20 protein-coding genes are annotated in these 25,573 nt (G+C 71.3%); 14 read left to right on the top strand and 6 right to left on the bottom strand.

Annotated features, from left to right (window positions below; translation table 11 throughout):
• Positions 1–5 precede the first annotated feature (5 nt).
• From WS49_RS00100 to WS49_RS00090, 3 genes are read left to right on the top strand one after another with little or no spacing between them, the layout of a single operon-like run.
• Entirely contained in the window at positions 6–1,775 is a 1,770-nt protein-coding gene (locus tag WS49_RS00100; RefSeq protein ID WP_059523343.1) for a bifunctional alpha/beta hydrolase/class I SAM-dependent methyltransferase, read from the top strand.
• Entirely contained in the window at positions 1,772–3,181 is a 1,410-nt protein-coding gene (locus WS49_RS00095; RefSeq protein WP_059523341.1) for a phosphatase PAP2/dual specificity phosphatase family protein, read from the top strand. The genes WS49_RS00100 and WS49_RS00095 overlap by 4 nt, the downstream gene beginning before the upstream one ends.
• Positions 3,181–3,633, top strand: coding sequence for a hypothetical protein (locus WS49_RS00090; RefSeq protein ID WP_059523339.1), 453 nt, complete (start codon positions 3,181–3,183; stop codon positions 3,631–3,633). The genes WS49_RS00095 and WS49_RS00090 overlap by 1 nt, the downstream gene beginning before the upstream one ends.
• Before the next feature lie 48 nt (positions 3,634–3,681).
• Here WS49_RS00090 and WS49_RS00085 read toward each other — a convergent pair whose 3' ends face one another.
• Positions 3,682–4,704 carry a sensor domain-containing diguanylate cyclase gene (locus WS49_RS00085; protein WP_059523337.1) on the bottom strand — a complete coding sequence of 341 codons (1,023 nt, stop codon included), beginning with the start codon at positions 4,702–4,704 and terminating at the stop codon, positions 3,682–3,684.
• Between the two features lie 504 nt (positions 4,705–5,208).
• On the opposite strand from WS49_RS00085, the gene bcsB reads away from it, so the two are divergent.
• The 9 genes from bcsB (at position 5,209) to WS49_RS00040 (ending at position 20,059) form a co-directional block, all read left to right on the top strand.
• Positions 5,209–7,476: a cellulose biosynthesis cyclic di-GMP-binding regulatory protein BcsB gene (gene bcsB, locus WS49_RS00080; protein WP_059523335.1), complete on the top strand. Its 2,268-nt coding sequence runs from the start codon at positions 5,209–5,211 to the stop codon at positions 7,474–7,476.
• A 3-nt stretch (positions 7,477–7,479) separates the two neighbouring features.
• Positions 7,480–8,700, top strand: a complete 1,221-nt coding sequence (gene bcsZ, locus WS49_RS00075; RefSeq protein WP_059523333.1) for a cellulose synthase complex periplasmic endoglucanase BcsZ — start codon at positions 7,480–7,482, stop codon at positions 8,698–8,700.
• A complete protein-coding gene (locus WS49_RS00070; RefSeq protein ID WP_059523329.1) occupies positions 8,685–12,614 on the top strand; it encodes a cellulose synthase subunit BcsC-related outer membrane protein in 3,930 nt (1,309 codons plus the stop codon). The genes bcsZ and WS49_RS00070 overlap by 16 nt, the downstream gene beginning before the upstream one ends.
• A gap of 207 nt (positions 12,615–12,821) precedes the next feature.
• On the top strand, positions 12,822–14,777 hold the full coding sequence (gene bcsE / locus WS49_RS00065) for a cellulose biosynthesis protein BcsE (RefSeq protein WP_059523327.1): 1,956 nt from the start codon (positions 12,822–12,824) through the stop codon (positions 14,775–14,777).
• Positions 14,774–14,983 (top strand): hypothetical protein, encoded by a 210-nt coding sequence (locus WS49_RS00060; RefSeq protein WP_059523325.1) that lies wholly within the window; start codon positions 14,774–14,776, stop codon positions 14,981–14,983. The genes bcsE and WS49_RS00060 overlap by 4 nt, the downstream gene beginning before the upstream one ends.
• Positions 14,980–15,768, top strand: coding sequence for a cellulose biosynthesis protein BcsQ (bcsQ, locus tag WS49_RS00055; protein WP_059523323.1), 789 nt, complete (start codon positions 14,980–14,982; stop codon positions 15,766–15,768). Before WS49_RS00060 ends, bcsQ begins: the two co-directional genes overlap by 4 nt.
• The gene (gene bcsA / locus WS49_RS00050) at positions 15,765–18,302 is read left to right on the top strand and encodes a UDP-forming cellulose synthase catalytic subunit (RefSeq protein ID WP_059523820.1); all 2,538 of its coding nucleotides are present in this window, start codon (positions 15,765–15,767) and stop codon (positions 18,300–18,302) included. Before bcsQ ends, bcsA begins: the two co-directional genes overlap by 4 nt.
• A gap of 27 nt (positions 18,303–18,329) precedes the next feature.
• On the top strand, positions 18,330–19,883 hold the full coding sequence (gene bcsG, locus WS49_RS00045) for a cellulose biosynthesis protein BcsG (RefSeq protein ID WP_059523321.1): 1,554 nt from the start codon (positions 18,330–18,332) through the stop codon (positions 19,881–19,883).
• Entirely contained in the window at positions 19,865–20,059 is a 195-nt protein-coding gene (locus tag WS49_RS00040) for a hypothetical protein (RefSeq protein WP_059523319.1), read from the top strand. The genes bcsG and WS49_RS00040 overlap by 19 nt, the downstream gene beginning before the upstream one ends.
• 60 nt (positions 20,060–20,119) lie before the next feature.
• Here WS49_RS00040 and WS49_RS00035 read toward each other — a convergent pair whose 3' ends face one another.
• The 4 genes from WS49_RS00035 to WS49_RS00020 all read right to left on the bottom strand — a co-directional run bounded on the left by WS49_RS00035 (position 20,120) and on the right by WS49_RS00020 (position 23,334).
• Positions 20,120–21,004, bottom strand: coding sequence for a pirin family protein (locus WS49_RS00035; protein WP_059523317.1), 885 nt, complete (start codon positions 21,002–21,004; stop codon positions 20,120–20,122).
• A 24-nt stretch (positions 21,005–21,028) separates the two neighbouring features.
• Positions 21,029–21,421 carry an OsmC family protein gene (locus tag WS49_RS00030; RefSeq protein WP_059523315.1) on the bottom strand — a complete coding sequence of 131 codons (393 nt, stop codon included), beginning with the start codon at positions 21,419–21,421 and terminating at the stop codon, positions 21,029–21,031.
• A gap of 61 nt (positions 21,422–21,482) precedes the next feature.
• Positions 21,483–23,063, bottom strand: a complete 1,581-nt coding sequence (locus tag WS49_RS00025; protein ID WP_059523313.1) for a cation:proton antiporter — start codon at positions 23,061–23,063, stop codon at positions 21,483–21,485.
• Positions 23,064–23,073: 10 nt separating this feature from the next.
• A complete protein-coding gene (locus tag WS49_RS00020) occupies positions 23,074–23,334 on the bottom strand; it encodes a DUF1427 family protein (protein WP_059523312.1) in 261 nt (86 codons plus the stop codon).
• Positions 23,335–23,617: 283 nt separating this feature from the next.
• Here WS49_RS00020 and WS49_RS00015 point away from each other — a divergent pair, with 283 nt between their 5' ends.
• Positions 23,618–24,304: a hydrolase gene (locus WS49_RS00015; RefSeq protein WP_059523309.1), complete on the top strand. Its 687-nt coding sequence runs from the start codon at positions 23,618–23,620 to the stop codon at positions 24,302–24,304.
• An 18-nt stretch (positions 24,305–24,322) separates the two neighbouring features.
• On the opposite strand, the gene WS49_RS00010 is transcribed toward WS49_RS00015, so the two are convergent.
• On the bottom strand, positions 24,323–25,246 hold the full coding sequence (locus WS49_RS00010) for a LysR family transcriptional regulator (protein ID WP_059523307.1): 924 nt from the start codon (positions 25,244–25,246) through the stop codon (positions 24,323–24,325).
• A gap of 112 nt (positions 25,247–25,358) precedes the next feature.
• On the opposite strand from WS49_RS00010, the gene WS49_RS00005 reads away from it, so the two are divergent.
• The gene (locus WS49_RS00005) at positions 25,359–25,526 is read left to right on the top strand and encodes a DUF1427 family protein (RefSeq protein WP_059523305.1); all 168 of its coding nucleotides are present in this window, start codon (positions 25,359–25,361) and stop codon (positions 25,524–25,526) included.
• The last annotated feature ends 47 nt before the right edge of the window (positions 25,527–25,573 follow it).

The raw sequence follows: 25,573 nt of genomic DNA, 5'->3' as shown, positions 1-25,573 counted from the left end.
ATCGCATGAACGCACGCACGGCCCGCGAGGCCGACTTCATCACGCACGACGGCGAAACGCTGTTCTATCGCCACTGGCCCGCGACGGGCCCGCGCTGCCGCGGCGCGATCGTGCTGCTGCATCGCGGCCACGAACATTCGGCGCGTGTCGCGCACCTCGTCGACGAGCTCGACCTGCCGGACTTCGCGTTCTTCGCGTGGGATGCGCGCGGTCACGGCCGCTCGCCCGGCGCGCGCGGCTACAGCCCGAGCGCGGCCGCGTCGGTGCGCGACTTGCAGACCTTCGTCGAGCATATCCGCGACACGCACGGCATCGCGATCGAGGACATGGCCGTGGTCGGCCAGAGCGTCGGCGCGGTGCTCGCCGCCACCTGGGTACACGACTACGCGCCGCCGATCCGCTGCCTCGTGGTCGCGTCGCCGGCGTTCCACATCAAGCTTTACGTACCGTTCGCGCGGCCGGGGCTGCGGCTGATGCACAAGCTGCGCGGGCTGTTCTACGTGAACAGCTACGTGAAACCCAAATTCCTCACGCACGATCCCGAACGGATCGCCAGCTATGCGGCCGATCCGCTGATCACGCGGCCGATCGCCGTGAACATGCTGCTCGACCTGCACGACACCGCGAAGCGGATCGTCGCCGATGCGGCCGCGATCACCGTGCCGACGCAGCTGCTGATCTCGGGCGCCGACTGGGTCGTGCATCGCGGCCCGCAGGACCGCTTCTTCGAGCGGCTCGGCGCCGCGCGCAAGGAGCGCATCGTGCTGCCCGGCTTCTATCACGACACGCTCGGCGAGCGCGACCGCGCGCGGGCGCTCGCGCCGCTGCGCGCGTTCGTGCTGCGCGAGTTCGATACGCCGAGCCCGCGCGTGTCGCTGGCCGACGCCGACCGGCGCGGCGCATTCCACGACGAATACGCGGCGCTCGGCCGCCCGCCCGCGAACCCGTTCGCACGGGCGTACTGGGCGATCACGCGGGCGGGTCTGAAGGCTGGCGGCGCGCTGTCGGACGGCATCGCGCTCGGGCTGCGGCTCGGCTTCGATTCGGGTTCGACGCTCGACTACGTGTACCGCAACCGCGCGCAGGGCCGGCTCGGCGTCGGCGCACTGATCGACCGCACCTATCTCGATTCGCCGGGTTGGGTCGGCATCCGTCAGCGCAAGGTGCATCTGCAGGAACTGATCGGTGCGGCGATCGGCCGGCTGCGCGGCCACGGCGAACCGGTGCGGATCGTCGACATCGCGGCCGGGCACGGCCGCTACGTGCTCGACGCGATCGCGACGGCCGCCGAACGCGACGGCGCGGCGCCCGACGACATCACGCTGCGCGACTACAGCCCGCCGAACGTCGAGGCCGGGCGCGTGCTGATCGCGCAGCGCGGTCTCGAGCCGATCGCGCGCTTCGAGCACGGCGACGCGTTCGACGAGGCGTCGCTCGCGACGCTCGAGCCGCGTCCGACGCTGGCGATCGTGTCGGGGCTGTATGAACTGTTCGGCGAGAACGCGCTGATCGAACGTTCGCTGCGCGGGCTCGCGCAGGCGGTGCCGCCCGGCGGCTATCTCGTCTATACCGGGCAACCGTGGCATCCGCAGCTCGAATTCATCGCACGCGCGCTGAACAATCATCGCGGTGACGCGACCTGGGTGATGCGCCGCCGCTCGCAGGCCGAGATGGACGAACTCGTCGCGCGCGCGGGCTTTCGCAAGCTCGACCAGCGCATCGACGAGATGGGCATCTTCACGGTCAGCCTCGCGCAACGGATCGACGCGTCATGAGCGCGCTCGGCGGCGGCGCGGGCGCGGGCGACGGTCTCGCCGAGTCGGCGGCCGGCGCGCACGACGCGTCGTTCGTGCTGCGCGTCGGCTGGCTCGCCGCGATGGGCGCGGTGTTCTTTTCCTCGTACGGCTTCGCGAACTGGCTCGCCGCGCGCCGGGCCGTGGTGCCGACCTTCGCGTTCGGCTGGGAACATGCGATTCCGTTCGTGCCATGGACCATCGTGCCGTACTGGTCGATCGACCTGCTGTACGCGCTGTCGTTCTTCTTCTGGACCCGCCGCGACGATCTGCTCGATCACGTGAAGCGGCTGTTGACCGTGCAGCTGGTGTCGGTCGCGTGCTTCGTCGCGTGGCCGCTGCGCTTCGGCTTCGAGCGGCCCGACGCGGGCGGCGTGGCCGGCGCGCTGTTCACGCTGCTGATGGGGTTCGACAAGCCGTTCAACCAGGCGCCGTCGCTGCACATCGGCCTGCTCGTCGTGCTGTGGGCCGTCTATGCGAAGCAGTTGCGCGGCACGCTCGCTCGGTTCGTGCTGCATCCATGGTTCGCGGCGATCGGCGTGTCGGTGCTGACGACCTATCAGCATCATGCGATCGACGTGCCGACCGGTGCGGCCGTCGGCTGCCTGGCGCTGTTCCTGTTTCCGTTGCGTGACGCCGCGGGGCGACTGCCGGGCGTGACCGGCTCGCCGTCCGCAGGCGGCCGCGTGCTCGCCCGCCGCTATGCGCTCGGCGCGGCGCTGGTCGCGCTGGTGGCGCTTGGCTGCGTGTCGCGCGCGCCGGGCTGGGCGTTGGCGGCCGGGTGGGTCGCGCTGGCGCTCGCGTGCGTCGCGTGGATCTACCGGCGCGGCGCGCCCGGTGCGTTCCAGAAGGACGACGCGGGCCGTTTCCCGGTGTTCATCCGCTGGCTGCTCGCACCAACGATCGCCGGCGCGTTCGTCAACTCGCGGGTGTGGACGTTCCGGCATCCGGCGCCGGCGCGGATCGACGAGCGCGTGTCGATCGGCCGCACGCCGACCACGCGCGACCTGCGACGCCACGGCTTCACCGCGCTCGTCGACCTGACGGCCGAGATGCCGCGCTGGGCCGCGGCCGACGCGTCGCTCGCGTATGCGTCGGTGCCGCAGCTCGACCTCGTCGCGCCCACCGCGGCGCAGCTCGCGGCGGCCGTCGCGGCGCTCGAACGCCTGCACGCCGAGGGGCGCGACGTGCTGATCTGCTGTGCGCTCGGCTACGGGCGCAGCGTGCTGTGCGCGGCTGCCTGGCTCGCCGCGCGGCGGGGGCTCGGCGACGCGCGCGACGCGCTTGCCGCGGTACGGGCGATGCGGCCGCGCGCGGTATGGTCGGACGACGGCGCGGCCGTGCTGCAGGACTGGATCGACCGTCGCCGCGTGACGGGAGCGGCGTGATGCGCGACCCGTCCGCACCGTTCCGGATCGCCGCCGCGCGCGGGGCGCTCGACGCCGGCGCGTGGGCGATCGCGGCCGCGCTGGCCGCGGCCGGCGCAGGCTGGTGGATCGCGGCGGGCTGGCCGCCGGCGACGATCGCGCGTGTGTTGCTGGCCGTGATCAGCACCGGGTCGGGGATTGCCGCGCTGTGGTACGCGGTGCGCATCGAGATCGACCGGCGGCTGTTCGCCGCGCTCGCGCGCACGGCATCGGGCGATGCGTCGGCCGACGACGGGCTGGCCGCGCTCGATCGCGCGCTTGCCGACCTCGGCTGGATCGACGCAGGCAAGGCCGGACGCGCGCTCGACGCGCGTGTGCGCGGTGCGGTCGGGTTGTGCCGTGCCGGTATGCTGGTCGCGATCGTGCAGTGGATCGTGGTCGGTTTTGCAATCGCGGTGGCGCGGGTCGGCTAACCATCCGTAACCGGCCCGGACGGCCGCGGCCCCGGCCGGTCAGGCGGGTTACGCGTGCGCCGCCCGCTGCGTCCGCGTGCGCTTCACCGCGTACATCGCCTGGTCCGCACGTTCGATCAGCGCGTTCATGTCGGTGCCGTCGTCAGGCAGCATCGCGACGCCGACACTGACGCCGAGCCGCAGCGGATGTCCTTCGAATTCGAACGGCTCGCCGACCTGCCGGGCGAGCCGTGCGCGTTGTGCATCGACGTCGTCGCGGCTGCCGATGTTCGGCAGGATCACCGCGAACTCGTCGCCGCCCACGCGCGCGACCGTATCCGAGCGCCGCACGGCGCGCTGCATCCGCGTGGCGATCTCGCGCAGCGCGGCGTCGCCCGCGCGGTGGCCGTAGCCGTCGTTGATCGGCTTGAGCCCGTCCATGTCGATGTTGAGGATGCCGAGCCGGCCGTTCGCGCGCAGCGCCGTATGCATCGACTGGCGCAGGCGGTCGTAGAACAGCGCGCGGTTCGGCAGGCCGGTGAGCGCGTCGTGCGTCGCGCGCAGGTACAACTCGTTGGCCTCGTTGCGCGCCGCGTGGAACATCGCGGCGGCGATCAGGTCGGCCGTGAGCCGCAGCGTCCCGGCATCGGCGGCCGAAAACCCGTCGATGTCCGGCGACATCACCTTCAGCACGCCGACCGTCGTGTCCGCGTGGGTGAGCGGCATCACCAGCATCGAGCGCAGCCCGACCCGGCGGCACGCATCGCGGTCGACGCGCGGGTCGGATTCCGAATCCTTGCAGTGCAGCAGTTCACCGCGCGTCACGCACAGGCCGGACAGGCTGCCCGAGCGGCGCAGCCGCAGCCCGAGCATCCCGGCGGCGGAGCCCGACGCGGCGCGGTACACCATGTCGTCGCCTTCGGCGAATTCGACCGCCGCGCCGCTCGCGCCCGTGAGCTGCGGCACCTGCTCGGTCACGTAAGCCATCACGCTGCCGAGGTCGAGGCCGAGTTTCGCGATCTCGGTCTGCGCGGCGATGATGCGCAGCAGCGTGTCGGAGGACGGGGTAGCGGTGTCGACGATTTGATCCAAGTCAGTTTTCCATGAAGAAAGCCAAGCACGCGGCCCGGGCTTGCGGTAGCATACGCGCCGCTCACGCGGCAGCGCGTTCCGGGCGGCCCGCAACGGGCCGCCGCCGGCATCCGGCCGGTTTCCCGGGGCGCCGGACCGCCGGTTCGGCAGCGCCGGCAGTATGCCGGGCGGTCCGGCCGGCAGCAACGGTGTAACTCTTGCCATTCCATCGCGACGCGCAGCATTTCCGACCGGATTGAGTTGTTTTTCGCTTCGTCAGCACGAATCAGGGCGAGTTTTGTCTTGATTTTGAGATAGTGTGACGAATGTGCGAGCGCCGGTGCCCGGTGCGCGCTGTCCGACGAATCGGCTGCACAATGATTCGCCGCGTCGTTTCGATAAATGCATTCAGGCCAGACTTTGAGGGGAAGCAGTGGGGATGTGCACTCACGGGCATAGCTGCTTTGCGCGCGTCGGTTGCGGCGCGCTTGATGACCGGACGATCTTGACGAAGCGGGGCCGCGCATGAAGCCGGCCGCGTCGCTGTTCGTCCTGTCGCTCGCCACGTTCGGCGCGTTCCATGCGGCCGCGCTGTCGGCCGCGCCCATGCCGGCTGCGGCCGCTTCGGCGTCCGCCAGCGGCGCGGCCGTGCCGAGCGCCGCCGGCCAGCCCGCGACGACCGTGCACCTGCCGTTCGCGTCGCTCGGCGCGTTCGACCCGGTCCACCTGCGCGGCGCCGACGACGCGCGCACGATCAATGCGGGCGTGCGGCTCGACCGCGTGGTCACCGGCGCGCGGCTGCGCCTGACCTACGCGTATTCGCCGGCGCTGGTCTTCCCGATGTCGCACCTGAAGGTGTCGATGAACGGCGAGGTGGTCGCGACCGTCCCGTTCGACGCGACGCGCGCGGGCCGTACGGTCACGCAGGACATCCCGATCGATCCGCGCTACTTCTCCGATTTCAACCAGATCGGCCTGCGCCTGATCGCGCATTACACGCTCGACCACTGCGAGGACCCGTCGAGCTCGGCGCTGTGGGCCGACGTGAGCCCGACGAGCGAACTGATCCTCGACGAGTCGCCGGTGCGCCTGCCGAACGATCTCGCGCTGCTGCCCGCGCCGTTCTTCGACCGGCGCGACAACGGGCTCCTGCGGCTGCCGTTCGTGCTGCCGGCGTCGCCCGACTCGGCGACGCTGCGCAGCGCCGGCGTGCTCGCGTCGTGGTTCGGCGCGCTGGCCGACTACCGGCAGGCGCGCTTCCCGGTTGCGGCGACGCTCCCGGCCGACGACCAGGCGGTCGTGGTCGGCACGGCCGCGACCTTGCCGGCCGGCCTCGCGCTGCCGTCGGTCAACGGCCCGCTGCTCGCCGTCGCCGACAACCCGGCCGCGCCGGGCCGCAAGCTGCTGGTCGTGACGGGCCGCACGGCCGCCGAGGTCGACGACGCGGTCGCGGCGCTCGTGCTCGGCCGCGCGGCGCTGTCGGGCCCGGCGGCGACGGTCGCGCACGTGGATCTCGGCGCGCCGCGCAAGCCGTACGACGCACCGCGCTGGCTGCCGGTGAACCGGCCGATCACGTTCCGCGAATTGGTGTCGGATCCGCGCGAACTCGAAGTGCGCGGCACGTCGCCCGACGCGATCCGGCTGAACCTGCGCGTGCCGGCCGATCTGCATTCGTGGAACGGCTCGGGCGTGCCGATCACGCTGCGCTATCGCTACACCGCGCCGACCGTGCAGGACAACTCGACGCTCGCCGTCGAGATCAACGAACAGCTCGTGAAGTCGTACCGGCTCGGGCCGACCCATGCGGAAGACGCGCGCGGGCGCATGCAGCTGCCGCTGCTGTCGGTGCCGGAAGGGCGCGTGACGAGCGATGTCGACATTCCGGCGTTCCGGGTCGGCAGCGGCAACCAGCTGCAGTTCCGCTTCACGCTCGATTCGCAGAAGACGGGGCTCTGCTCGAGCACCGCGACCGAGCCGCAGCGCGCGGCGATCGATCCGGATTCGACGATCGACTTCTCGCACTTCGTCCATTACGCGCAATTGCCGAACCTCGCGTTCTTCGCGAACAGCGGTTTCCCGTTCACGCGCTTCGCCGACCTGTCGCAGACGGCGGTCGTGATGCCGGACCGGCCGTCGCCGCAGGAGCTGGAAGCCTACCTGACGATGCTCGGCCACATGGGGCAGTGGACCGGCTTCCCGGCGCTGCGCGTGCAGGTCGCGCGGCCCGGCGACGTCGCCGCGCTCGCGGGCCGCAAGGACCTGCTCGTGATCGACGGCTCGCCCGCGTCGCCGCTGCTGTCGCACTGGCGCGCGGCGTTGCCGCTGTCGATCGACCAGCAGGCCGGCACGGGCGCGACGCGTGTCGCGTTCTCGGTGAAGGAGCGCTGGCGCAACGGCGTCGGCATGGCCGACGGCGGCGCGCATATCGAACAGACGGGCTCGCTCGCGGCGCTGGCCGGGTTCGAGCTGCCGGGCAGCCATGGCCGCAGCGTCGTGGCGCTGACGGCGACCGACCAGACGCGTCTGGCCGATCTGCTCGACGTATTCGAGAAGCCGGGCCTCGTGTCGCAGCTGCAGGGCGACCTCGCGCTGGTGCGGCCGGGGCAGGTCGACAGCCTGCGCGTCGGCGAGCCGTACGTGGTCGGCTTCGTGCCGTGGTACGCGCGCGTCTGGACGCAAGCGGCGCGACACCCGGTGGTGCTCGGCGTGGTCGGCGTCGTCGCGGGGCTGCTGCTCGCGCTCGGCGTGTTCAGCGTGCTGCAGAGAATCGCCGCGCGCCGACGGGGGATGTAACGGATGGCGTGGGCATTCGCAAGGCGACGGGCAGCGCAGCCGGCGCGGCGGGTCGGCACGACGCTCGTGCTGGCCGTCGCGGCCGTGTGCGCGGCGGCCGGCGCCGCCGGGCGCGCGCAGGCCGCGCAAGGCGGCACGGCCGACGTGCGGTGCGGCGCGGCGTGGCCGCGCTGGGACGCGTTCAAGCGCGATTTCGTGTCGGCCGACGGCCGGGTGATCGACGTCGGCTCGACGGATTCGCGCACGGTATCGGAGGGGCAGGCGTATGGACTGTTCTTCGCGCTCGTCGCGAACGACCGGCGCACGTTCGACACGATCCTCGCATGGACCGAGAACAACCTCGCGCAGGGCGACCTGAGCGCCCGTCTGCCAGCGTGGCTGTGGGGCCGCGCGCCGGACGGCGCGTGGCGCGTGCTCGACGCGAACGCGGCGTCCGATGCCGACTTGTGGATCGCGTACACGCTCGTCGAAGCCGGACGGCTGTGGCACGAGCGCAGCTATACGGCGCGCGGCGCGCTGCTCGCGAAGCGCGTGCTCGACGACGAGACGGCCAGCGTGCCGGGCCTCGGCCTCACGCTGCTGCCCGGACCGACCGGATTCAAGCTGGCCGACGGTCGATGGCGCGTGAACCCGAGCTATTCGCCGCCGCAGGTGATCCGCGGGCTCGCCGCGCGGCTGCCGGACGATCGCCGCTGGGCCGCGCTCGCGGCCAGCACCGGCCGCGTGCTGCTCGACACCGCGCCCAAGGGCTTTGCGCCGGACTGGGCGTTGTATCGCGCCGGCGCCGGCTTCGCGCCCGATCCGCAGACCCACGCGGAAAGCGCGTACAACGCGATACGCGTGTACTTGTGGGCCGGCATGCTCGATCGCGCCGATCCGCTCGCCGCGCCGCTGCTCGCGCGCTTCGCACCGTTCGCCGATTACATCGCCGCGCATGGCGCGCCGCCGGAGAAGGTCGATACGACGACCGGCGTCGCGGGGCCGAACGACGGCAACGGCGGCTTCTCGGCGGCGGCCGTGCCGTTCCTCGACGCGCGCGGCCAGCATGCGCTCGCCGATGCGCAGGCGGCCCGTGTCGACGCGCTCGCGCGCCAGTCGGCGCCCGGCTATTACACGAGCGTGCTGACGCTGTTCGGCCTCGGCTGGCGCGAGGGCCGTTACCGGTTCGGCGCGGACGGGTCGCTCGATGCGCGCTGGGAGGGCCGTTCATGCGCGGCCCGATGAAGCACGGCGCGCGGCGTGTCGCGGGGCTTGCGTGGCTCGCGTCGTCGGTCTCCGCGGCGGCGCCGGCCACCGTCGCCGTCGCGGCGACGAAACCCGTCGCGCCGAATGCCGTGTCGGCGCCGGCCTCGGCCTCGGCCACGTCGCCCGACGCGCGGCGTCAGCTCGCGACCGCCCGCATGTGGGGCGCCAAGCATCGCGACGACCTCGCGCGCGACGCACTGCGCAAGGGGCTCCTGATCGCGCCGGATGATTCCGAACTGCTCGCGGAACAGGTGCGCGTGCTGCTGCGGCTCGGCGACGCGCAAGGCGCGCAGGCCACGCTGGCGCGCCTGCAGGCGCGCGCACCCGCGGCGCCCGACACGCGCCGCGCGGCCGACGAATATCGCGTCGCGACGAGCGGCCGCGGCGAGATGGCGCAGATCCGGCTGCTCGCGCGCAGCGGCCGCGCCGACGAGGCGGCCCGCAGGATCGTCGCGCTGTTTCCGAACGGCGCGCCGTCCGGTGCGCTGGGCGCCGAGTATTACCAGATCGTCGCGAACGCGCCGGGCGGCCGCGAACCGGCGGTCGCCGCGCTGCGCCGCGCGGTCGCGGCCGACCCGCAGGATTCGAACGCGGCGCTGGCGCTCGCGCGGCTCCTGAACCAGCGCGACGACACGCGTGCGGAGGCGAACCGCATCGCGTGGTCGCTCGCGAAGCGGCCCGACGCCGACCATACGGAAGCGATGGCCGTGTGGCGGCGCGTGCTGCAGTCCGCCGGCACCGATCCCGCCTATCTCGACGCATTGCGTGCCTATCTCGCGCTCGTGCCGGACGACACCGAATTCCGCGCTCGCGCCGCCGCAATCGAGCGGCAGCGCGACGCGCAACGGCTGCTCGAGCGCGATCCGGGCTACATCGCGCAACAGCGCGGCTTGCAGGCGCTCGCGCGCGGCGATCTGAGCGGCGCCGATCCGCTGCTTGCGCGCGCCGCGCAGGCGCGCGCGGGTGATGCCGATGCGGTCGGCGGGCTCGGCCTGCTGCGCCTGCGCGAAGGCCGGCACGACGAAGCGCGCGCGCTGTTCACGCGTGCCGCGGCGCTGTCGACCGACCAGCGCGGCAAGTGGCAGAGCCTCGCGCGCACCGCGCAGTTCTGGGGGCTGATCGCGCAAGGGCGCGCGGCGGCGTCGGCCGGACGGCCGCAGGATGCCGAGCGCGCGGCGCGCGCCGCGCTCGCGATGCAGCCCGACAGCCCGGACGCGAAGCTTCAGCTTGCCGATGCGCTGCTCGCGCAGCGCGACTGGGCGCGCGCGGAGCCGTTGCTGCGCGAACTGCTGGCCGCACGTTCGCCGAACCTGTCGGCGGTGCGCGGCACGGCGACGCTGTACGAGAACACCGGCCGCGCGGATCGCATCGGCCCGCTGCTCGACGCGCTGCAGAGCCGCGTGACGGGCCGCGACGATCGTCACGCGCTCGACGGGCTGCGCGCCGACCTGCTCGCGAGCGAGGCGCGCGCGCTGGCGGACAAGGGCGAACGCGGGCCGGCCGCACAACGCTACGAAGCGGCGGTGCGCGCGGCGCCCGATGCGCCGTGGACGCGCTTCGCGCTTGCGCGGCTGTATCGCGACATGGGGCTGCCGCAGCTCGGCCGCACGGTGATGGACGACGGGCTCGCGCAAAGCGACACGCCCGAGATGCGCTATGCGACCGCGCTGTATCGCAACTCGCTCGACGACATCGCGGGCGCGCAGGCCGCGCTCGCGGGCGTCGACGATGCGCAACGTTCGGACGGCATGCGTGCGCTCGCACGCAAGCTCGACGCGGAAGGTTCGCTGGCCGGCGCGCGCGGCGCGCTCGGCCGTGGCGATCGTGCGGCCTTCGCCGCGTCGCTCGCCCATGCGCAGGCGAGCGCGCCGGACGATCCCGACATGCTGGCCGCGATCGGCGCGCAGTGGATCGACGCGGGCGAACCCGAGCGCGGCCTCGCGCCGTTGCGCGACTGGATCGCCACGCATCCGCGCGAGGCCGATCCCGACGTGCGGCTGCGCTACGGCGACCTGCTCGGCAGCGCGGGGCGCGACGACGCGCTCGCCGCGTGGCTCGACGCGCTGCGCCGCGAGCCGGCGCTGACGCCGGCACAGACCGCGCGGATCGAGGACCAGTCGCTGCGGCTCGTGCTGCGGCAGACGGACGACGCGATCGCGCAACGGGACTATGCGCGCGCCCGCACGCTGCTCGACCGGGCGAGCCCGGCCGGCCGCGCGGACAAGCGCTACGCACTCGAACTGGCCGACCTCGAACGCGCGCAGGGCCGTTACGACGCGGCACGCGACGCGCTCGCGCCGGTCGTCGCGCGCACGCCGGACGATGCCGATACGCAGCTCGCGCTCGCGCGCATCGACGAGGACAGCGGCCACCGCGCGGCCGCGCTCGCACGCGTGCAGGCCGTGCTCGCGCGCACGCCGGACGACGACGTCGATACGCGGCTGTCGGTCGTGCGCCGGCTGAACGCGCTGCGCCGCCCCGACGAAGCCGCGCAGGTGATCGACCCGCTGCAGGCCGCGTACCCGGCGCGTGCCGACGTGACGGTCGCGGCGGGGCGCGTGGCCGAGGCGCAGGGCCGCTACGACGATGCCGCATCGCTGTACCGGCTGTCGCTGTCGCAGGAGCGCACGAGCGGCGTGAGCCCCGGCCGCGACGGTCGCACGCCCGCGCAGGCCGCGTTCGCGGATCTTGCGCAGCGGCGCGATCCCGAGATCGAGATCGGCTGGCTGCCCGCGTACAAGTCGGGCGACGAAGGGATTTCCGCGTACCGCGCGCAGCAGGTGCCGATCTACGTGCAGATGCCGGTGCGCTACGACGGGCATGCGTTCCTGCAGCTCGACACCGTGCATCTGGACGCCGGCACGCTCGATACGAGCGACCCGAACGCGTATTCGCTGAAGACGTTCGGGACCTACGCGGCGCTCAACACGCCGATCGGGCTGCCCGCGCCGTTCGCCGCGAATCCGTCGGCCGCCGCGTCGATCGCGCATCCGGCGGGCGACCTGCATCAGCCGATGACGGGCGTCGCGCTCGGCGCCGGCTATCGCACGGACGCATGGCGCGTCGACCTCGGCACGTCGCCGCTCGGCTTCCCGGTGCATTACCTGGTCGGCGGCGTACGCTACCGCTTCGACGCGGGGCCGGCGAGCTTCACCGTGAACGCGTCGCGCCGGCCGGAGACGAGCAGCGTGCTGTCGTATGCGGGGATGCGCGATCCGTGGACCGGGGCCGTATGGGGCGGCGTGCGTCGCGATGGCGTGAACCTGCGCGCGGCGGTCGACGTCGGGCGCGTGAACCTGTTCGCCGAACTCGGCGCGGGCGTGCTGTCCGGCCGCAACGTCGAGCGCAACGCGGAAGTCACGCTGCGCTCCGGCTTCACGGTGCCCGTGTACGAACGCGCGACGATGAAGGTGAGCACGGGGCTCGTCGGCAACGCGTGGCACTACGCGCAGAACCTGCGTTACTACACGTACGGGCAGGGCGGTTACTACAGCCCGCAGCGCTACCTGTCGCTCGGCGTGCCGATCGAGTGGGCCGGGCGGCGCGACGCGCTGTCGTGGGACCTGACGGTCACGGCCGGGATCTCGAACAGCTACGAAAAGGATTCGCTGTTCTACCCGACCTTTGCGAACCAGCGCGCTGCGCAGGAGGCGGCGGGGCTCGTCTACACGGGCAGTTCGACGCGCGGCGTGTCGTTCTCGTACGGCGTGAACGGCATCGTCGAATATCGCGTGAATCCGCACCTGAGCGTCGGCGCGCAACTGCACGTCGACCGGTCGCACGACTATGCGCCGAGTTCGGCGCTCGTGTACCTGCGCTATGCGTTCGACGCACGCGCGGAGCGCAGCTGGCTCGTCACGCCGACGCCGGTGCGGCTTTATTCGGATTACTAGGGGCTGCTTGCATATGGAACGTACATGCGATTTCGGGCGTTCCCCTGGAACGACTTTTTGGTTTGGGGTTGCCACGAGAACGGCCGCTCGCCGCGTTGCGCTCCTTGCGAATACGGCCAGTATTCGCGGCGTCCCACGCGTCGCGAGCGGCCGTTCTCGTGGCAACGCGTGTGCGTTCCATATGCAAGCAGACCTTGGGGGAAGCGCGTGAATACGGAAATCGATGCAACCCGTCCCGCGCTCGGCGCCGCCGGCCTGCTGGGCCGCCTGCGCGCGCTGCTGCGCACCGGGCCGGCCGGTGGCCGCGCCGGCCCGCTGAGCCGGCTCGCGATCGACGGCCTGCCCGATACGTGGACGCAGCTGGAAGCGGGCGGCCTGTACGCGATCTATGCCGCTGCCGGCACGCCGGCGTGCGACGCGCTGGTGTGGGAAAGCGCGCGGCAGTCGCGCACGCGCGACGTGACGGTCGTGCTGGCGCGCGACGCGGCGCGCGTCGCCGCGCAGATGGCGTCGCGCGGTTTCGCGGGCGGCGCGCAGCCGGCCGGCTGGCCGCGCAACCTGAACGTGCTGGCGATGCCGCCCGCGCACGAGCCGGCCGACGGCGATGCCGCGCGCGAAACCGCTGCGCCGCGCCGTGCGGCGCCCGGTCCGTTCGCTCGGCTCACGGGTGGCTTGCGCGCGATGAAGCGCTACGGCTTTCGCGCACGCTCGCTGTATTTCATCGAAGGCGCGCAGCGCTGGTTCAGCTGGGGCGATCCGGCGGCACTCGCGGAAGAGGCACACGCGCTCGCCGACTGGTGCCGCACGCACCGGATCGCGCTGGTGCTGCTGGTCGATCCCGAGATCGTGCGCACCGGCGCCGACCTCGATACCGACGATCCGCCGCTCGTGCGCGACGCGAATCGCGCGCCGCGCAGCGGCTTTCACGGGGTGTGCTCGGGCGTCGCGCAATTGCAGCGCACGCACGGCGAGCTGCTGTGGGTCGTCGATTTCTGGCGTGCCGGCGACACGCTCGCGGCCGGTGAAGTGCGGCCGCTGCGGTTCGCGCCGAGCGGCCGGCTCGCCGCGATCGTCGACGGCGCCGCCGCCGAGCCGTCGCGCCGGATGAAGCTCGCGACCGACGAGGATCGCGTCGTCGTCAGCCGCGCGGTGCTCGACGAAACGAGCCGCGTACCTGCCGGCTGGGAAATCGTCGACGACAACGCGGCGGTCGTCGCCGCCTGTGCGCATGCGCAGGCCGCGACCGCGGTTCTGGCGTTCCGCACGCACGCGCAGCTCGAGGCGCTGTGCGCGGCCGTTCACACGCTGCGCCGACAATCCGGCGGCGCACTGAAGATCGCCGTCGTCGAGCGCGGCGAGGTGCTGCGCCAGCAGTTCGAGATGCTCGTGCTGAGCGTCGGCGCGAATCGCGTCGTCGCGCGCGACCTGCCGGTGTCGCGGGTGCACGCGGCCGTCAACGCGCTGCGCGGGCAGCTCTATGCGCGGCCCGTCGCGGCCGACTATCGTGCGGCGCTCGCGGCCGCGCTCGGCGATTCGGTGCTGGGCTATCTGCCGGTCGGCGCCTTCTGTCTGCGGATTCGCGCGGTGCTCGATCGCGGCGCCGTGCTCGCGTTGCCGCATACGCTCGCGAAGATCGCGCTGCTGCCCGGCGTGTCGCACGTCGATGCGCTGCGGCACTGCCGGCCGCGCCGCGCGGGCGACGTCGTGACCGCCGATGCCGGACACCTGTACGTGTTCCTGTTCGCGTGCGAGCCGGCCGATGCCGACGACGCGCTGACGCGGATCTTCGACGTGCCGGTCGACACGCTGTCCGATCGCGTCGTGTGTCTCGGACAGGGCAGCATCGACACCGAGCTCGATGCGCTGAAGACCGAGAACCGGCGCGCGCCGATCGCCGACTACAGCGACCTGTTCGCGGCGGCGAAGCCGGCCGGCGCGGCGCGCGCGCCGATCGAACGCGCGGAGGATGTCGCGCCGCGCGCCGAACCGGACGCCGGAGTCGCTGCGGCCGGGACGGTCGACGCGCATGCCGATGCGGCGCCGCACGCCGGCGACGCCACGCCGGCCGCAGATACGGCGGCATCGTCCGCCGAATTTCCCGTCGCGCGCACGCGCGGCGCCATCCGCAGCGCGATGCCGCTGCGCAAGCCGGAGGGCGCATGATCGCCGAACTCGTCATCGGATTCGTCGTCGGCATCGCGATCGCGGTGCCGGTGTGGATCGTCGCGCAGCACCTGGGCCTCGGCCGCGGTTTTCATGCGCCGCGCGGGCTGCACCGGCGCGACGCGGTGCCGTGCGAACTCGTGCCGGTCGCGCTGCGCGGGCGCCTGCTGCCCGAAGCCGGCCGTACCGACGAGGCCGCGCCATGAAGACGATCGCCGTCACGTCGACGACCGGCGGCGCGGGCCGCACGACGCTCGCCGGTGCGCTCGCGGTGCTGCTCGCGCGCCGCGGCCGGCCGGTCGTCGCGGTCGAGTTCGACGCGCAGAACCTGATGGGCGCGACGCTCGGTCTCGACACGCTGGCCGAGCACGGGCTCGCGCACAGCCTGCTCGGTGACGCCGGCGACGCCGCGCCATGGCACGCGCATACGTGGCGCAACGCCGACGGCGTGCTGTTCGTGCCGTATGGCCAGGTCGACGCAGCGGGCGCCGCCGCCTGCGATGCGCGGCTCGCGGCCGATCCGGCGTGGCTGTCGCGCGCGCTCGACGAGATCGCGCTGCCGGCGGACGGCGTCGTGCTGGTCGACACCGCGCGCTATCCGTCGCCGCAGGCCGAGCAGGCGATTCGCCGCGCCGACCTGACGCTCGTCGTCGTGCCGCCCGAACCGGCCGCGTGCGCGACGGTCGCCGCGCGCCTCGACGCGCTGCGGGCCGGCGGCGGCGACCTGCAGATCGTCGTGAACCGGCTGAACCCGGCGCGCGACATGCAGCGCGATGCGCTCGCGATGCTGCGCGCGGTCGCGGGGCCGGCGTCGATGCTCGAACAGCGGATTCACGTCGATGCGGCCGTGCCCGAGACGCTCGCGCGCGGCACCTGGATCTTCGACGATGCGCCGTATTCGCAGGCGTCGCACGACCTGAACGGCGTCGCGAACTGGGTCGACGCGTGGCTCGCGGCGGCCGCGGCCGGCCGCACGGGAGCGCGGCGATGAAGGCCGCGTTCGCGTCGCGCTGGCGCGCCGCGGCCCGGCGCGCGACCGACTGGTGTGCGCGCGGGATCGGGCTGCCGGCCCAGCGCACGCTGCTCGACTGGCTCGTGCGGCTGTTCTTCCATGCACCGCCGCCCGGCCGGCCCGATCCCATGAGCCGCCGGGCGCGCGTTGCCTTCCTGTGGCTCGCGAAGGAGTGGGGCGTGCTGCAGCCGCTGAGCCCGCGCGAATGGCTGTGGCGCGCGATCGTGCGCGCGCCGCGCGCGGCCGACGAGCGGCCCGCGCGCGATCCGCTCGCATGGTTCGACACGTTCGTCGTGCCGGTCTACGTCGCGGCGCGCGCGCTCGGCGCCCGCCTCGACGCGCTGCTCGGGCGCCTGCCGTGGGCGCGCTGGGGCGGCTGGCTCGACGCGCGCGCGCACGGCGTCGGCCGGCACCGCTGGCTTGCACCGCTGCTGCTGATCGCCGGTGCGCTGATGTGGGCCGCGGCCGGGATGTCGCCGCTGATGCCCGGCGCGCAGTTCGCGTTCTTCGCGATCGTCGCGGTGCTGGCGCTGGCGTTGCGCCGCCTGCCGGGCCATCTGCCGACGCTCGCGCTCGCGTCGCTCGCGCTGCTCGCCACGGTCCGCTACGTGTGGTGGCGCACGACCCAGACGCTCGATTTCCGCAGCCCCGTCGAGGCGTTCGCCGGCTACCTGCTGTACGGTGCCGAAGCCTACACGTGGATGATCCTGCTGCTCGGCTTCATACAGACCGCATGGCCGCTCGACCGGCCGATCGTGCCGTTGCCCGACGATCCCGACAGCTGGCCGAGCGTCGACATCTATATCCCGACCTACAACGAGCCGCTGTCGGTCGTGAAGCCGACCGTGTTCGCGTCGCAGAGCATCGACTGGCCGACGGCCAAGCTGCGCGTGTACCTGCTCGACGACGGCCGCCGCCCCGAGTTCGAGGCGTTCGCGCGGGAAGCGGGGATCGGCTACCTGACGCGCGACGACAATCGCCACGCGAAGGCCGGCAACATCAACCGCGCGCTGCCGAAGACGCACGGCGAATACATCGCGATCTTCGACTGCGATCACGTGCCGACGCGCTCGTTCCTGCAGACGACGATGGGCGTGTTCCTGCGCGACCCGAAATGCGCGCTGGTGCAGACGCCGCACCATTTCTTCTCGCCCGATCCGTTCGAGCGCAATCTCGGCACGTTCCGCGAGATCCCGAACGAGGGCAACCTCTTCTACGGGCTCGTGCAGTCGGGCAACGACCTGTGGAACGCGACGTTCTTCTGCGGATCGTGCGCGGTGCTCAAGCGCAGCGCGCTGGAGGAGGTGGGCGGCGTCGCCGTCGAGACCGTGACCGAGGACGCGCACACCGCGCTCAAGCTGCATCGCCGCGGCTACACGTCGGCCTATCTGCCGACCGTGCAGGCGGCCGGCCTCGCGACCGAGAGCCTCGCGGGCCACGTGAAGCAGCGCACGCGCTGGGCGCGCGGGATGGCGCAGATCTTCCGCATCGACAATCCGTTCCTCGGGCGCGGACTCGGCTTCATCCAGCGGATCTGCTACGGCAATGCGATGCTGCATTTCTTCTACGGGATCCCGCGGCTCGTGTTCCTGACGATCCCGCTCGCCTACCTGTTCTTCCACCTGTACTTCATCAATGCGTCGTCGATCGCGCTCGCGAGCTACGTGATCCCGTACCTGGTGCTCGCGAACGTCGCGAACTCGCGGATGCAGGGGCGTTATCGCCATTCGTTCTGGGCCGAGGTCTATGAATCGGTGCTCGCGTGGTACATCGCGCTGCCGACCACCGTCGCGTTCTTCAGCCCGAAGCACGGCAAGTTCAACGTGACCGACAAGGGCGGCAAGATCGACGAAGGCTACGTCGACTGGTCGACGTCGAAGCCGTACCTCGTGCTGTTCGCGCTGAACGTGCTCGCGATCGCGGCCGGCGTGTGGCGGCTCGCGGCCGATCAGGGCGACGAGGCGTCGACGATCCTGATCACGCTCGGCTGGACCGTCTACAACCTCGCGATGCTCGGCGCCGCGCTGGCCGTCGCGCGCGAGACCAAACAGGTGCGCGTCACGCACCGGATCGCGATGCGCGTGCCGGCGACGCTGCTGCTCGCCGACGGGTCGACGGCCGCTTGCTTCACCAGCGACTACTCGACCGGCGGCCTCGGCCTCGAAGCGGTGCCGGGGCTGCCGCTCGCGGTCGGCGACACGCTGACGGTGTGCGTGACGCGTGGCGACCGGCCGTTCCCGTTCCCGGTGCGCGTGAGCCGCGTGACGCCGACGCACGTCGGCGTGAGCTTCGAGGCGCTGACGCTCGAGCAGGAGCGCCAGCTCGTGCAGTGCACGTTCGGCCGCGCGGACGCGTGGCTCGACTGGCACGCCAGCGCGCGCGCGGACACGCCGCTGCGCGGGCTGAAGGAAGTGCTGCGCGTGGGCCTGGACGGTTACGTACGAATGTGGAAGGGCGCGGCGCGCGGCGTGCAGTCGATGCTGGCGCCGAAGCTCGATCGGGCGCGCGACTGACGCGGCGCCCATCACGGAGTGGTTCAAATGACGTTCTGGAATCTGTATTTCATCCTGAAGTTCGCGCTGTTCGCGACCGGCCACCTGCAGCCGCTGTGGCTCGCGAACCTCGCGTTCGCGCTGGCGCTCGCGGCGAGCGCGCCGATCCGGCGCCGCGCGTGGCGCATCGTGCGGCAGCTCGTCGCGATCGCGATCGCGGTGCCGCTGCTCGCGCGCGAAATGCATGCGCCGCCGCTCGCGCGCCTCGCCGAAGCCGCGCGCGAGGTCGGCACATTCCGCCTCGACTACTGGATGGAACTGCTGCCGCGCCTGTTGCCGCCCGTGCTGGTGCTGACGGTCGTGGGCGTGCTGATCGTCTATTTCGTCGTCAATCGCTGGGTGCGTGTCGCGACCTTCGTGCTCGCCGTGCTGATCGTGATGCCGCTGTGGCAGGCCGGCAACGGGCTGATGGCGCGCGTCGTCGCGCCGCTGCCGCAGCAGGTCGCCGCGACGGGCGCGCGCGCCGGCCAGCCCGAGGATCACAACGCGGCGCTCGCGACGTTCCGCGCGCAGGAATCGCAGCGCCAGGTCGCGTTCGGTCATCTCGGCAACGACCCGGCCGCGCAGTTCGACGTGATCGTGCTGCACGTCTGCTCGCTGTCGTGGGACGACCTCGATGCCGCGAAGGTGCGCAACCACCCGATGCTGAATCACTTCGACTACCTGTTCAACAATTTCAGCACGGCCGCGAGCTACAGCGGCCCGGCCGCGATCCGCGTGCTGCGCGCGAGCTGCGGGCAGGAAGCGCATGCGGACCTGTACAAGCCGGCGCCGCAGCAGTGCCACCTGTTCTCGCAACTCGCGTCCGCCGGCTACACGGTGCAGTCGCTGCTCAACCACGACGGCCACTTCGACAACTTCCTCCAGGTCATTCACGACAATATCGGCGTGCCCGACGCGCCGATGATCTCGAACGCCGCCGCGCCGGTCGCGATGCATGCGTTCGACGGCTCGGCGATCAAGGACGATTACGGCACGCTCGCGAGCTGGTACGCGCAGCGCGCGTCGGTGCCGGGCCCGGTCGTGCTGTACTACAACACGATCAGCCTGCACGACGGCAACCGCGTGGTGGGGAGTGGGCTGACCAGCATCGATTCGTATCCGCAGCGCGCGACCAGGCTGATGAACGACTTCGACCGGCTCGCCGACCTGATCGCGCAGTCGGGCCGGCGCGCGGTGATCGTGTTCGTGCCCGAGCACGGCGCCGCGCTGCGCGGCGACAAGAACCAGGTCGCGGGCCTGCGCGAGATTCCGACGCCGCGCATCGTTCACGGGCCGGTCGGCGTGCGGCTCGTCGGCTTCACCGGCAATCACGGGACGACGACGGTGATCGACCAGGCGACGAGCTTTCTCGCGCTCGCGCAGCTGCTGTCGAACCTCGTGTCGAACAGCCCGTTCAAGCCGGGCGTGACGCTTGCACAATATGCGGCCGACCTGCCGCGCACGCGGATGGTCGGCGAGAACGAAGGCACGGTGACGATGCAGACGAGCACCGGCTATGCGGTGAAGACCCCGGACGGCGTATGGATCGACGAACAATAAACATCGGCGAAGGCGACGACGATCGCCTGTCGCAACCGAACGACGTGCTCGGCCTCGCGCGGCACTTGCCCGCGCTGGACCCCGCACGCTACGTCGATGAGCAGGCGCGGCGCGCGTTTGTCGAATCGCTGGACCGCTGGCCGGTGCTCGCGAAGCTGATGGGATTGAAGCGGTAAACGCAACGCGGCCGGCGTGAATGCCGGCCGCGTTGCATCGATGATGCCGACGCTGTCGGCTTACTGCGCGCGGCGCGCCGGCTGGCGCGTCCACTCGTTTTCCTCGCCCGGCACCTTGCCGAAGGTCTGCGCGGCCCACGCGTCGCGGGCCGCCTCGATCTTCGCGCGCTCGCTCGACACGAAATTCCATTCGATGAACCGCTCGCCCGGCAGGTGCGCACCGCCGAGCAGCATCACGCGCGCGCCGTTCCCGCTGGCGAGCGCGACGTTCGCGCCGGGTTCGAGCACGGCCATCGTCGCCGGTGCGAGCGGCGTGCCGTCGACCGTGAGGTCGCCGTCGACGAGATACACGCCGCGCTCTTCGTGTTCCGCATCGAGCGCGAGTTGCGCGCCCGCGGCGAATTCCGCATACGCGTAGAGCGTCGGCGAGAACACGGCGACCGGTGACGTGAGCCCGAATGCGGTGCCCGCGATCACGCGCACGCGCGCGCCGTCGCGCGTGAACGACGGCAGCGTGTCGGCCGCGTGATGCACGAACGCGGGCGCGGTGTCCTCATGCTCGACCGGCAGCGCGACCCAGGTCTGGATCCCGTGCACGGGCTGTTCATGCGGGCGGTCCTCGTCGGGCGAGCGCTCCGAATGGACGATGCCGCGCCCGGCCGTCATCCAGTTCACGTCGCCGGGCACGATCTTCTGCCGGAAGCCGAGGCTGTCGTGATGCATCAGCGTGCCGTCGAACAGGTAGGTGACGGTCGCGAGGCCGATGTGCGGATGCGGCAACACGTCGATCCCGCTGCCGGCCGGCAGCACGGCCGGCCCCATTTCGTCGAAGAAGATGAACGGCCCGACGAGGCGCGCGGCGCGCGCGGGCAGCACGCGGCGCACGACGAGGTTGCCGATGTCGCTCTCGCGCGGCGTGAGCAGGGTCTTGATCGATGCGGACATGGTGGGTTTCTCGGTGTCGGTGAGTCAGGCGATGGCCGTATCGATCGCGATCGGGTGCGTGAGGATCTTGTGCACCGGGCACGCGTTCGCGATCTGCAGCAGACGCTCGCGCTGCTCGTCGGTCAGGTCGCCGTCGAGCGTGATGCGGCGCATGATCGTGCTGCCCGCGCTGCCCGATTCGTGCGCGAGCTTCACGTGGACTTCGGCGAGCGGCCAGCCCTTGCGTTGCGCGTACATCTTCAGCGTGATCGCGGTGCAGGCGCCGAGGCTCGACAGCAGCAGCGCGACGGGCGTCGGTGCGGTATCGCCGCCGCCGAGCGACACCGGTTCGTCGGCGCGCCACTGATGCACGCCGTCGGTGAAATGGACCAGGTAATCGACGGAGCCGATGCTCGCTTCGACGGACAGTTCGCTCATTGCAATTCCATGTGGGGAAAGGGGAGACGGGCCGGCCGGGCATGGCCGGGCAGGCGAGGCGTTACGGTTCGAGCAGGCGCTGCAGCCGCAGTTCCTCGAAATCCAGCTCGGATTCTATGCGGTGCAACACCGCATCGTCGACCCGGCCGTCGCGATGCAGGCCGAGCAGCGCGTCGCGCGACACGCCGACCAGTTCCAGCTCGACGCGCAGCATCCGCGCGCGCACGTCGGCCGGTTCGGCGCCGTCGCGGTGCGCGCGTTCGTTGAACGCGACGCGGCTGCGGTATTCGGTCAGCAGCCGGTCGAGCGATGCGCGTTCGAGGCCCGCGCCGCGCTGTTCGCGAGCATCGAGTTCGGCGAGCGCCGCACCGAACGTGTAGGCGCGCACCGCATGCTCGGACATCGTGTGCCGCGCGGCCGGGCGCAGCTTCAGCACGCGGATCAGCGGCGCGAGCGTGCCGCCTTGCACGACCAGCGTCGCGATGATCAGCAGGAACGTGCTGAACAGGATCAGGTCGCGGCCGGGGAAGTCGTTCGGCAGCGCGATCGCGGCCGCGAGGCTCACGACGCCGCGCATGCCGGACCAGCCGAGCACGACGGCCTCGCGCCACGACCAGGGCGCGTGGCCCGCGCGCGGCGCGCGCAGGCGGCCCGGCAGCCACATCGCGACGAACACCCACACGACGCGCGCGGCGATCGCGGCGGCCGTCGCCGGCAGCGCGACGCGCAGGCCGGCCATCAGCACCGCGCCTTCGTGGTTCACGCGCGCGAGGATCGCGTGCAGCGCGAGGCCGATCAGGATGAACACGAGCGCGTCGAGCACGAACACGATCGCTTCCCAGGTCGCCTTCGCCTTGATCCGCATGTCGGCGTCGAACACGCGATGCTGGCGCACGCCGAGCACGAGGCCGCACGTCACGACCGACAGCACGCCGGAGCCGTGCACGGCTTCCGCGATCCCGTAGCTGCCCCACGCCATCGCGAAGGTCACGACGATGCCGAGCATCGGCTCGCGCAGGCGCTGCAGCACCCAGCACATCGCATGACCGCATGCGAGACCGACCGCGATGCCGATCAGCGTGAGCGAGAAGAACAGGCCGGTGGCGCTCGCGGTCGTGATCGTGACGGCGAGCGCGGCCGACACGGCCATCTGATACAGCAGCAGGCCCGACGCATCGTTGACGAGGCTTTCGCCTTCGAGCACCGCGACGAGCCGGGCGGGCAGCGGATGGCGCTGCAGGATCGCCTTCGCGGCGACCGCGTCGGGCGGCGACACGATCGCGCCGAGCGTGAAGCATGCGGCCCACGGCAGCGCCGGATTGACCGCATGCACGGCAAGCGCGACCGCAATCGTGGTGAACGCCACCGCGCCGAGCGCGAGCGACGCGATCGACCCGAGCTCGTGCCGGAATTCCTTCCATGCCGTATAGAAACCGCTCGACATCAGCAGCGGCGGCAGCACGGCCGCAAGCAGCAGCGCCGGGTCCATGTCGGGCACGCGCTTGCCGGCGACGGCCACCACGCAGCCGCCGAGCAGCAGCACGACGGCCGGTGGAATCGAGATCCGCTCCGCGAGCCACGTGAGCGCGCCCGCGCCGCAGATCAACAGCAGCAGGTAATGAAACAGTTCGACGTTGTTCATGAGCCGTGCATCACGACGGCTTGCGGTCGTTCGCGGCGCCGCCCGGCAGCGTGCCGAACATGTGCTGGCTGCATTGTGCGTCGCGCCACGCGGTATTCAGCCGGTAGCCGGACAGCATTCGGCGCGCGAGCGGCAGGATCTGTTCACCGGCCAGCATGCCGAGCAGGCCGAGGAGCGCGATGATCGGCGGTGCCGGCGAATTCACGCCGAGCGCGCCGTAGATGACGCCGGCGAGGATGCCTGCGAACAGCGACAGAAAATACGGTTTCATGGTGAAAACCTCTCGTGATAGGCTGATCGGGGGCGAAGGGCGCGCCTTCAACGTGCTGGAAGCGTATCGGGTTTACGTGTGGAACAAAAGGGCAGATGGCCCTTCGAGAGCCCTCTCTTTCGGAATTCGATCGATTCCATTTCTTGGATGTTCGAGCCGCGACTTTTCCGATTAAATGGCTGCAACCGGAAGACGCCGTTCCGGGGTAACGCACAGTCGGCTCCTCCCGGTTTCCGGTCGAGGCAAGCCTCAAACGTTTCCTGTCCAAAGGATGATTCGCGCCATGAGCAACCCGAAGCTTGAAGTCCTCACCCCCCAGAACAGCCAATTGATCTTCATCGACCAGCAGCCGCAGATGGCGTTCGGCGTGCAGTCGATCGATCGCCAGACGTTGAAGAACAACGTCGTCGGGCTGGCCAAGGCCGCGAAGGCATTCAACATCCCCACCACGATCACCACCGTCGAAAGCGACAGCTTCTCGGGCTACACCTATCCCGAGCTGCTCGACGTGTTCCCGAACCAGAAGACGCTCGAACGCACGTCGATGAACTCGTGGGACGACCAGAAGGTCCGCGATGCGCTGGCCGCGAACGGCCGCAAGAAGGTCATCGTGTCGGGCCTGTGGACGGAAGTCTGCAATACGACGTTCGCGCTCAGCGCGATGCTCGAAGGCGATTACGAAATCTACATGGTGGCCGACGCGTCGGGCGGCACGTCGAAGGACGCGCACGACTTCGCGATGCAGCGGATGATCCAGGCCGGCGTCGTGCCCGTCACCTGGCAGCAGGTCGCGCTCGAGTGGCAGCGCGACTGGGCGCGCCGCGACACCTACGACGCCGTGATGGCGGTCGCGAAGGAGCATTCGGGCGCGTACGGCATGGGTGTCGACTACGCGTACACGATGGTTCACAAGGCCGCGCAGCGCACCGCGACGCCGCACGAGTCGATTCCGGCCGTCCCGGCGAAGTAACGGGCACGGGCCGCCCGTTCAGACGGGCGGCAGTGCCCACGGCGCGTGCGACAGATGTTCGACGAGGAACTCGAGCAGCGCCGTCACGCGCGCGGCACGCAGCATGCCGGGCGGCGTGACGAGATTGACGTTGATGTCGGCGATTTTCCAGTCGGGCATGACTTCCTCGAGCTCGCCGCTTTGCAGTGCGTCCCACACCAGGAACGTCGGCTGCAGCGCGAGACCGTGGCCGGCAAGAAGCGCGGGGCCGATGACGTCGGCGTTGTTGGTGCGGATGCGGCCGCGCACGGGGATGCCGATTTCGTCGTTCGACGCGGTGTGGCGAAAGCGCCAGTAGTCGGGCGTCGGGATGTTCGTGTAGGTCAGGCACACGTGCCGGTCGAGTTCGTTCGGATGGGTCGGCCGGCCATGCCGATCGAGATACGCAGGCGATGCGACGAGCGGCCGGCGCACCGCGCACAGACGACGCGCCCGCAGCGAGGAATCGTTCAGCTCGGCGATCCGGATCGCGACGTCGAAGCCGCCCGACACGATGTCGACGAACTGGTCGGACAGCACGAGATCGATGTCGACGCGCGGGTAGCGTTCGAGAAACGCGGGCAGCACCGGCGCCAGGTGGTGCAGCCCGAACGACATCGGCGCGTTCACGCGCACGAGACCGTGCGGTTCGAGCGCGTGCGCGGAGGCCTCGTCCTCGATCATCTCGGCGTCGGCGAGCAGGCGGATCGCGCGATCGCGCAGCAGTTCGCCGGTCGGCGTGAGCGACAGCTTGCGCGACGTGCGGTACAGCAGCATCGCGCCGAGGCGCTTTTCGAGGCGTGCGATCGCTTTCGACACGGTCGGTTGCGAGATGCCGAGCAGGTCGGCCGCCTTGGCGAACGAACCGGTCTCGGCGACGCGCGCGAAGATGGCCCAGGCTTCGAGATCGGGAAGATGTTGCATGGCTGGAGAGCGTGGCGGCGAAGTGAAGCGAACGGGCGGAAACGGTTCGGGCTGCCGACGCACGGCGCCCGGGCGGCAATGCGGCACATTCTAATTCAGTCGGGAAGGGCGTATGGAATCGTATCTGGCTTCATTGGGCGCCGGCGTGTTGATCGGCGTCGTGTACAGCGTGATCAAGGTGCGCTCGCCCGCACCGCCGCTGATCGCGCTGGTCGGTCTGGGCGGCATGCTGATCGGCGTGCAGGCCATCCCCACCCTCAAACAGCTCTTTGGCTTCTGATCGAAGCGAGGTGATGCACATGACCGCAACCGGGACCCAACCGGATC

The organism is Burkholderia sp. RF7-non_BP4 (assembly GCF_001521935.1).
Lineage (GTDB): Bacteria > Pseudomonadota > Gammaproteobacteria > Burkholderiales > Burkholderiaceae > Burkholderia > Burkholderia diffusa.
Note: the sequence above shows the minus strand (reverse complement) of the source record. Positions and strands in the feature narration are given on the sequence as shown.

Coding starts and splice junctions, on each gene's coding strand:
- WS49_RS00100 (WP_059523343.1), top strand. CDS start 6: ATGAACGCACGCACGGCCCGCGAGGCCGACTTCATCACGCACGACGGC.
- WS49_RS00095 (WP_059523341.1), top strand. CDS start 1,772: ATGAGCGCGCTCGGCGGCGGCGCGGGCGCGGGCGACGGTCTCGCCGAG.
- WS49_RS00090 (WP_059523339.1), top strand. CDS start 3,181: ATGCGCGACCCGTCCGCACCGTTCCGGATCGCCGCCGCGCGCGGGGCG.
- bcsB (WP_059523335.1), top strand. CDS start 5,209: ATGAAGCCGGCCGCGTCGCTGTTCGTCCTGTCGCTCGCCACGTTCGGC.
- bcsZ (WP_059523333.1), top strand. CDS start 7,480: ATGGCGTGGGCATTCGCAAGGCGACGGGCAGCGCAGCCGGCGCGGCGG.
- WS49_RS00070 (WP_059523329.1), top strand. CDS start 8,685: ATGCGCGGCCCGATGAAGCACGGCGCGCGGCGTGTCGCGGGGCTTGCG.
- WS49_RS00060 (WP_059523325.1), top strand. CDS start 14,774: ATGATCGCCGAACTCGTCATCGGATTCGTCGTCGGCATCGCGATCGCG.
- bcsQ (WP_059523323.1), top strand. CDS start 14,980: ATGAAGACGATCGCCGTCACGTCGACGACCGGCGGCGCGGGCCGCACG.
- bcsA (WP_059523820.1), top strand. CDS start 15,765: ATGAAGGCCGCGTTCGCGTCGCGCTGGCGCGCCGCGGCCCGGCGCGCG.
- bcsG (WP_059523321.1), top strand. CDS start 18,330: ATGACGTTCTGGAATCTGTATTTCATCCTGAAGTTCGCGCTGTTCGCG.
- WS49_RS00040 (WP_059523319.1), top strand. CDS start 19,865: ATGGATCGACGAACAATAAACATCGGCGAAGGCGACGACGATCGCCTG.
- WS49_RS00035 (WP_059523317.1), bottom strand. CDS start 21,004: ATGTCCGCATCGATCAAGACCCTGCTCACGCCGCGCGAGAGCGACATC.
- WS49_RS00030 (WP_059523315.1), bottom strand. CDS start 21,421: ATGAGCGAACTGTCCGTCGAAGCGAGCATCGGCTCCGTCGATTACCTG.
- WS49_RS00025 (WP_059523313.1), bottom strand. CDS start 23,063: ATGAACAACGTCGAACTGTTTCATTACCTGCTGCTGTTGATCTGCGGC.
- WS49_RS00020 (WP_059523312.1), bottom strand. CDS start 23,334: ATGAAACCGTATTTTCTGTCGCTGTTCGCAGGCATCCTCGCCGGCGTC.
- WS49_RS00015 (WP_059523309.1), top strand. CDS start 23,618: ATGAGCAACCCGAAGCTTGAAGTCCTCACCCCCCAGAACAGCCAATTG.
- WS49_RS00010 (WP_059523307.1), bottom strand. CDS start 25,246: ATGCAACATCTTCCCGATCTCGAAGCCTGGGCCATCTTCGCGCGCGTC.
- WS49_RS00005 (WP_059523305.1), top strand. CDS start 25,359: ATGGAATCGTATCTGGCTTCATTGGGCGCCGGCGTGTTGATCGGCGTC.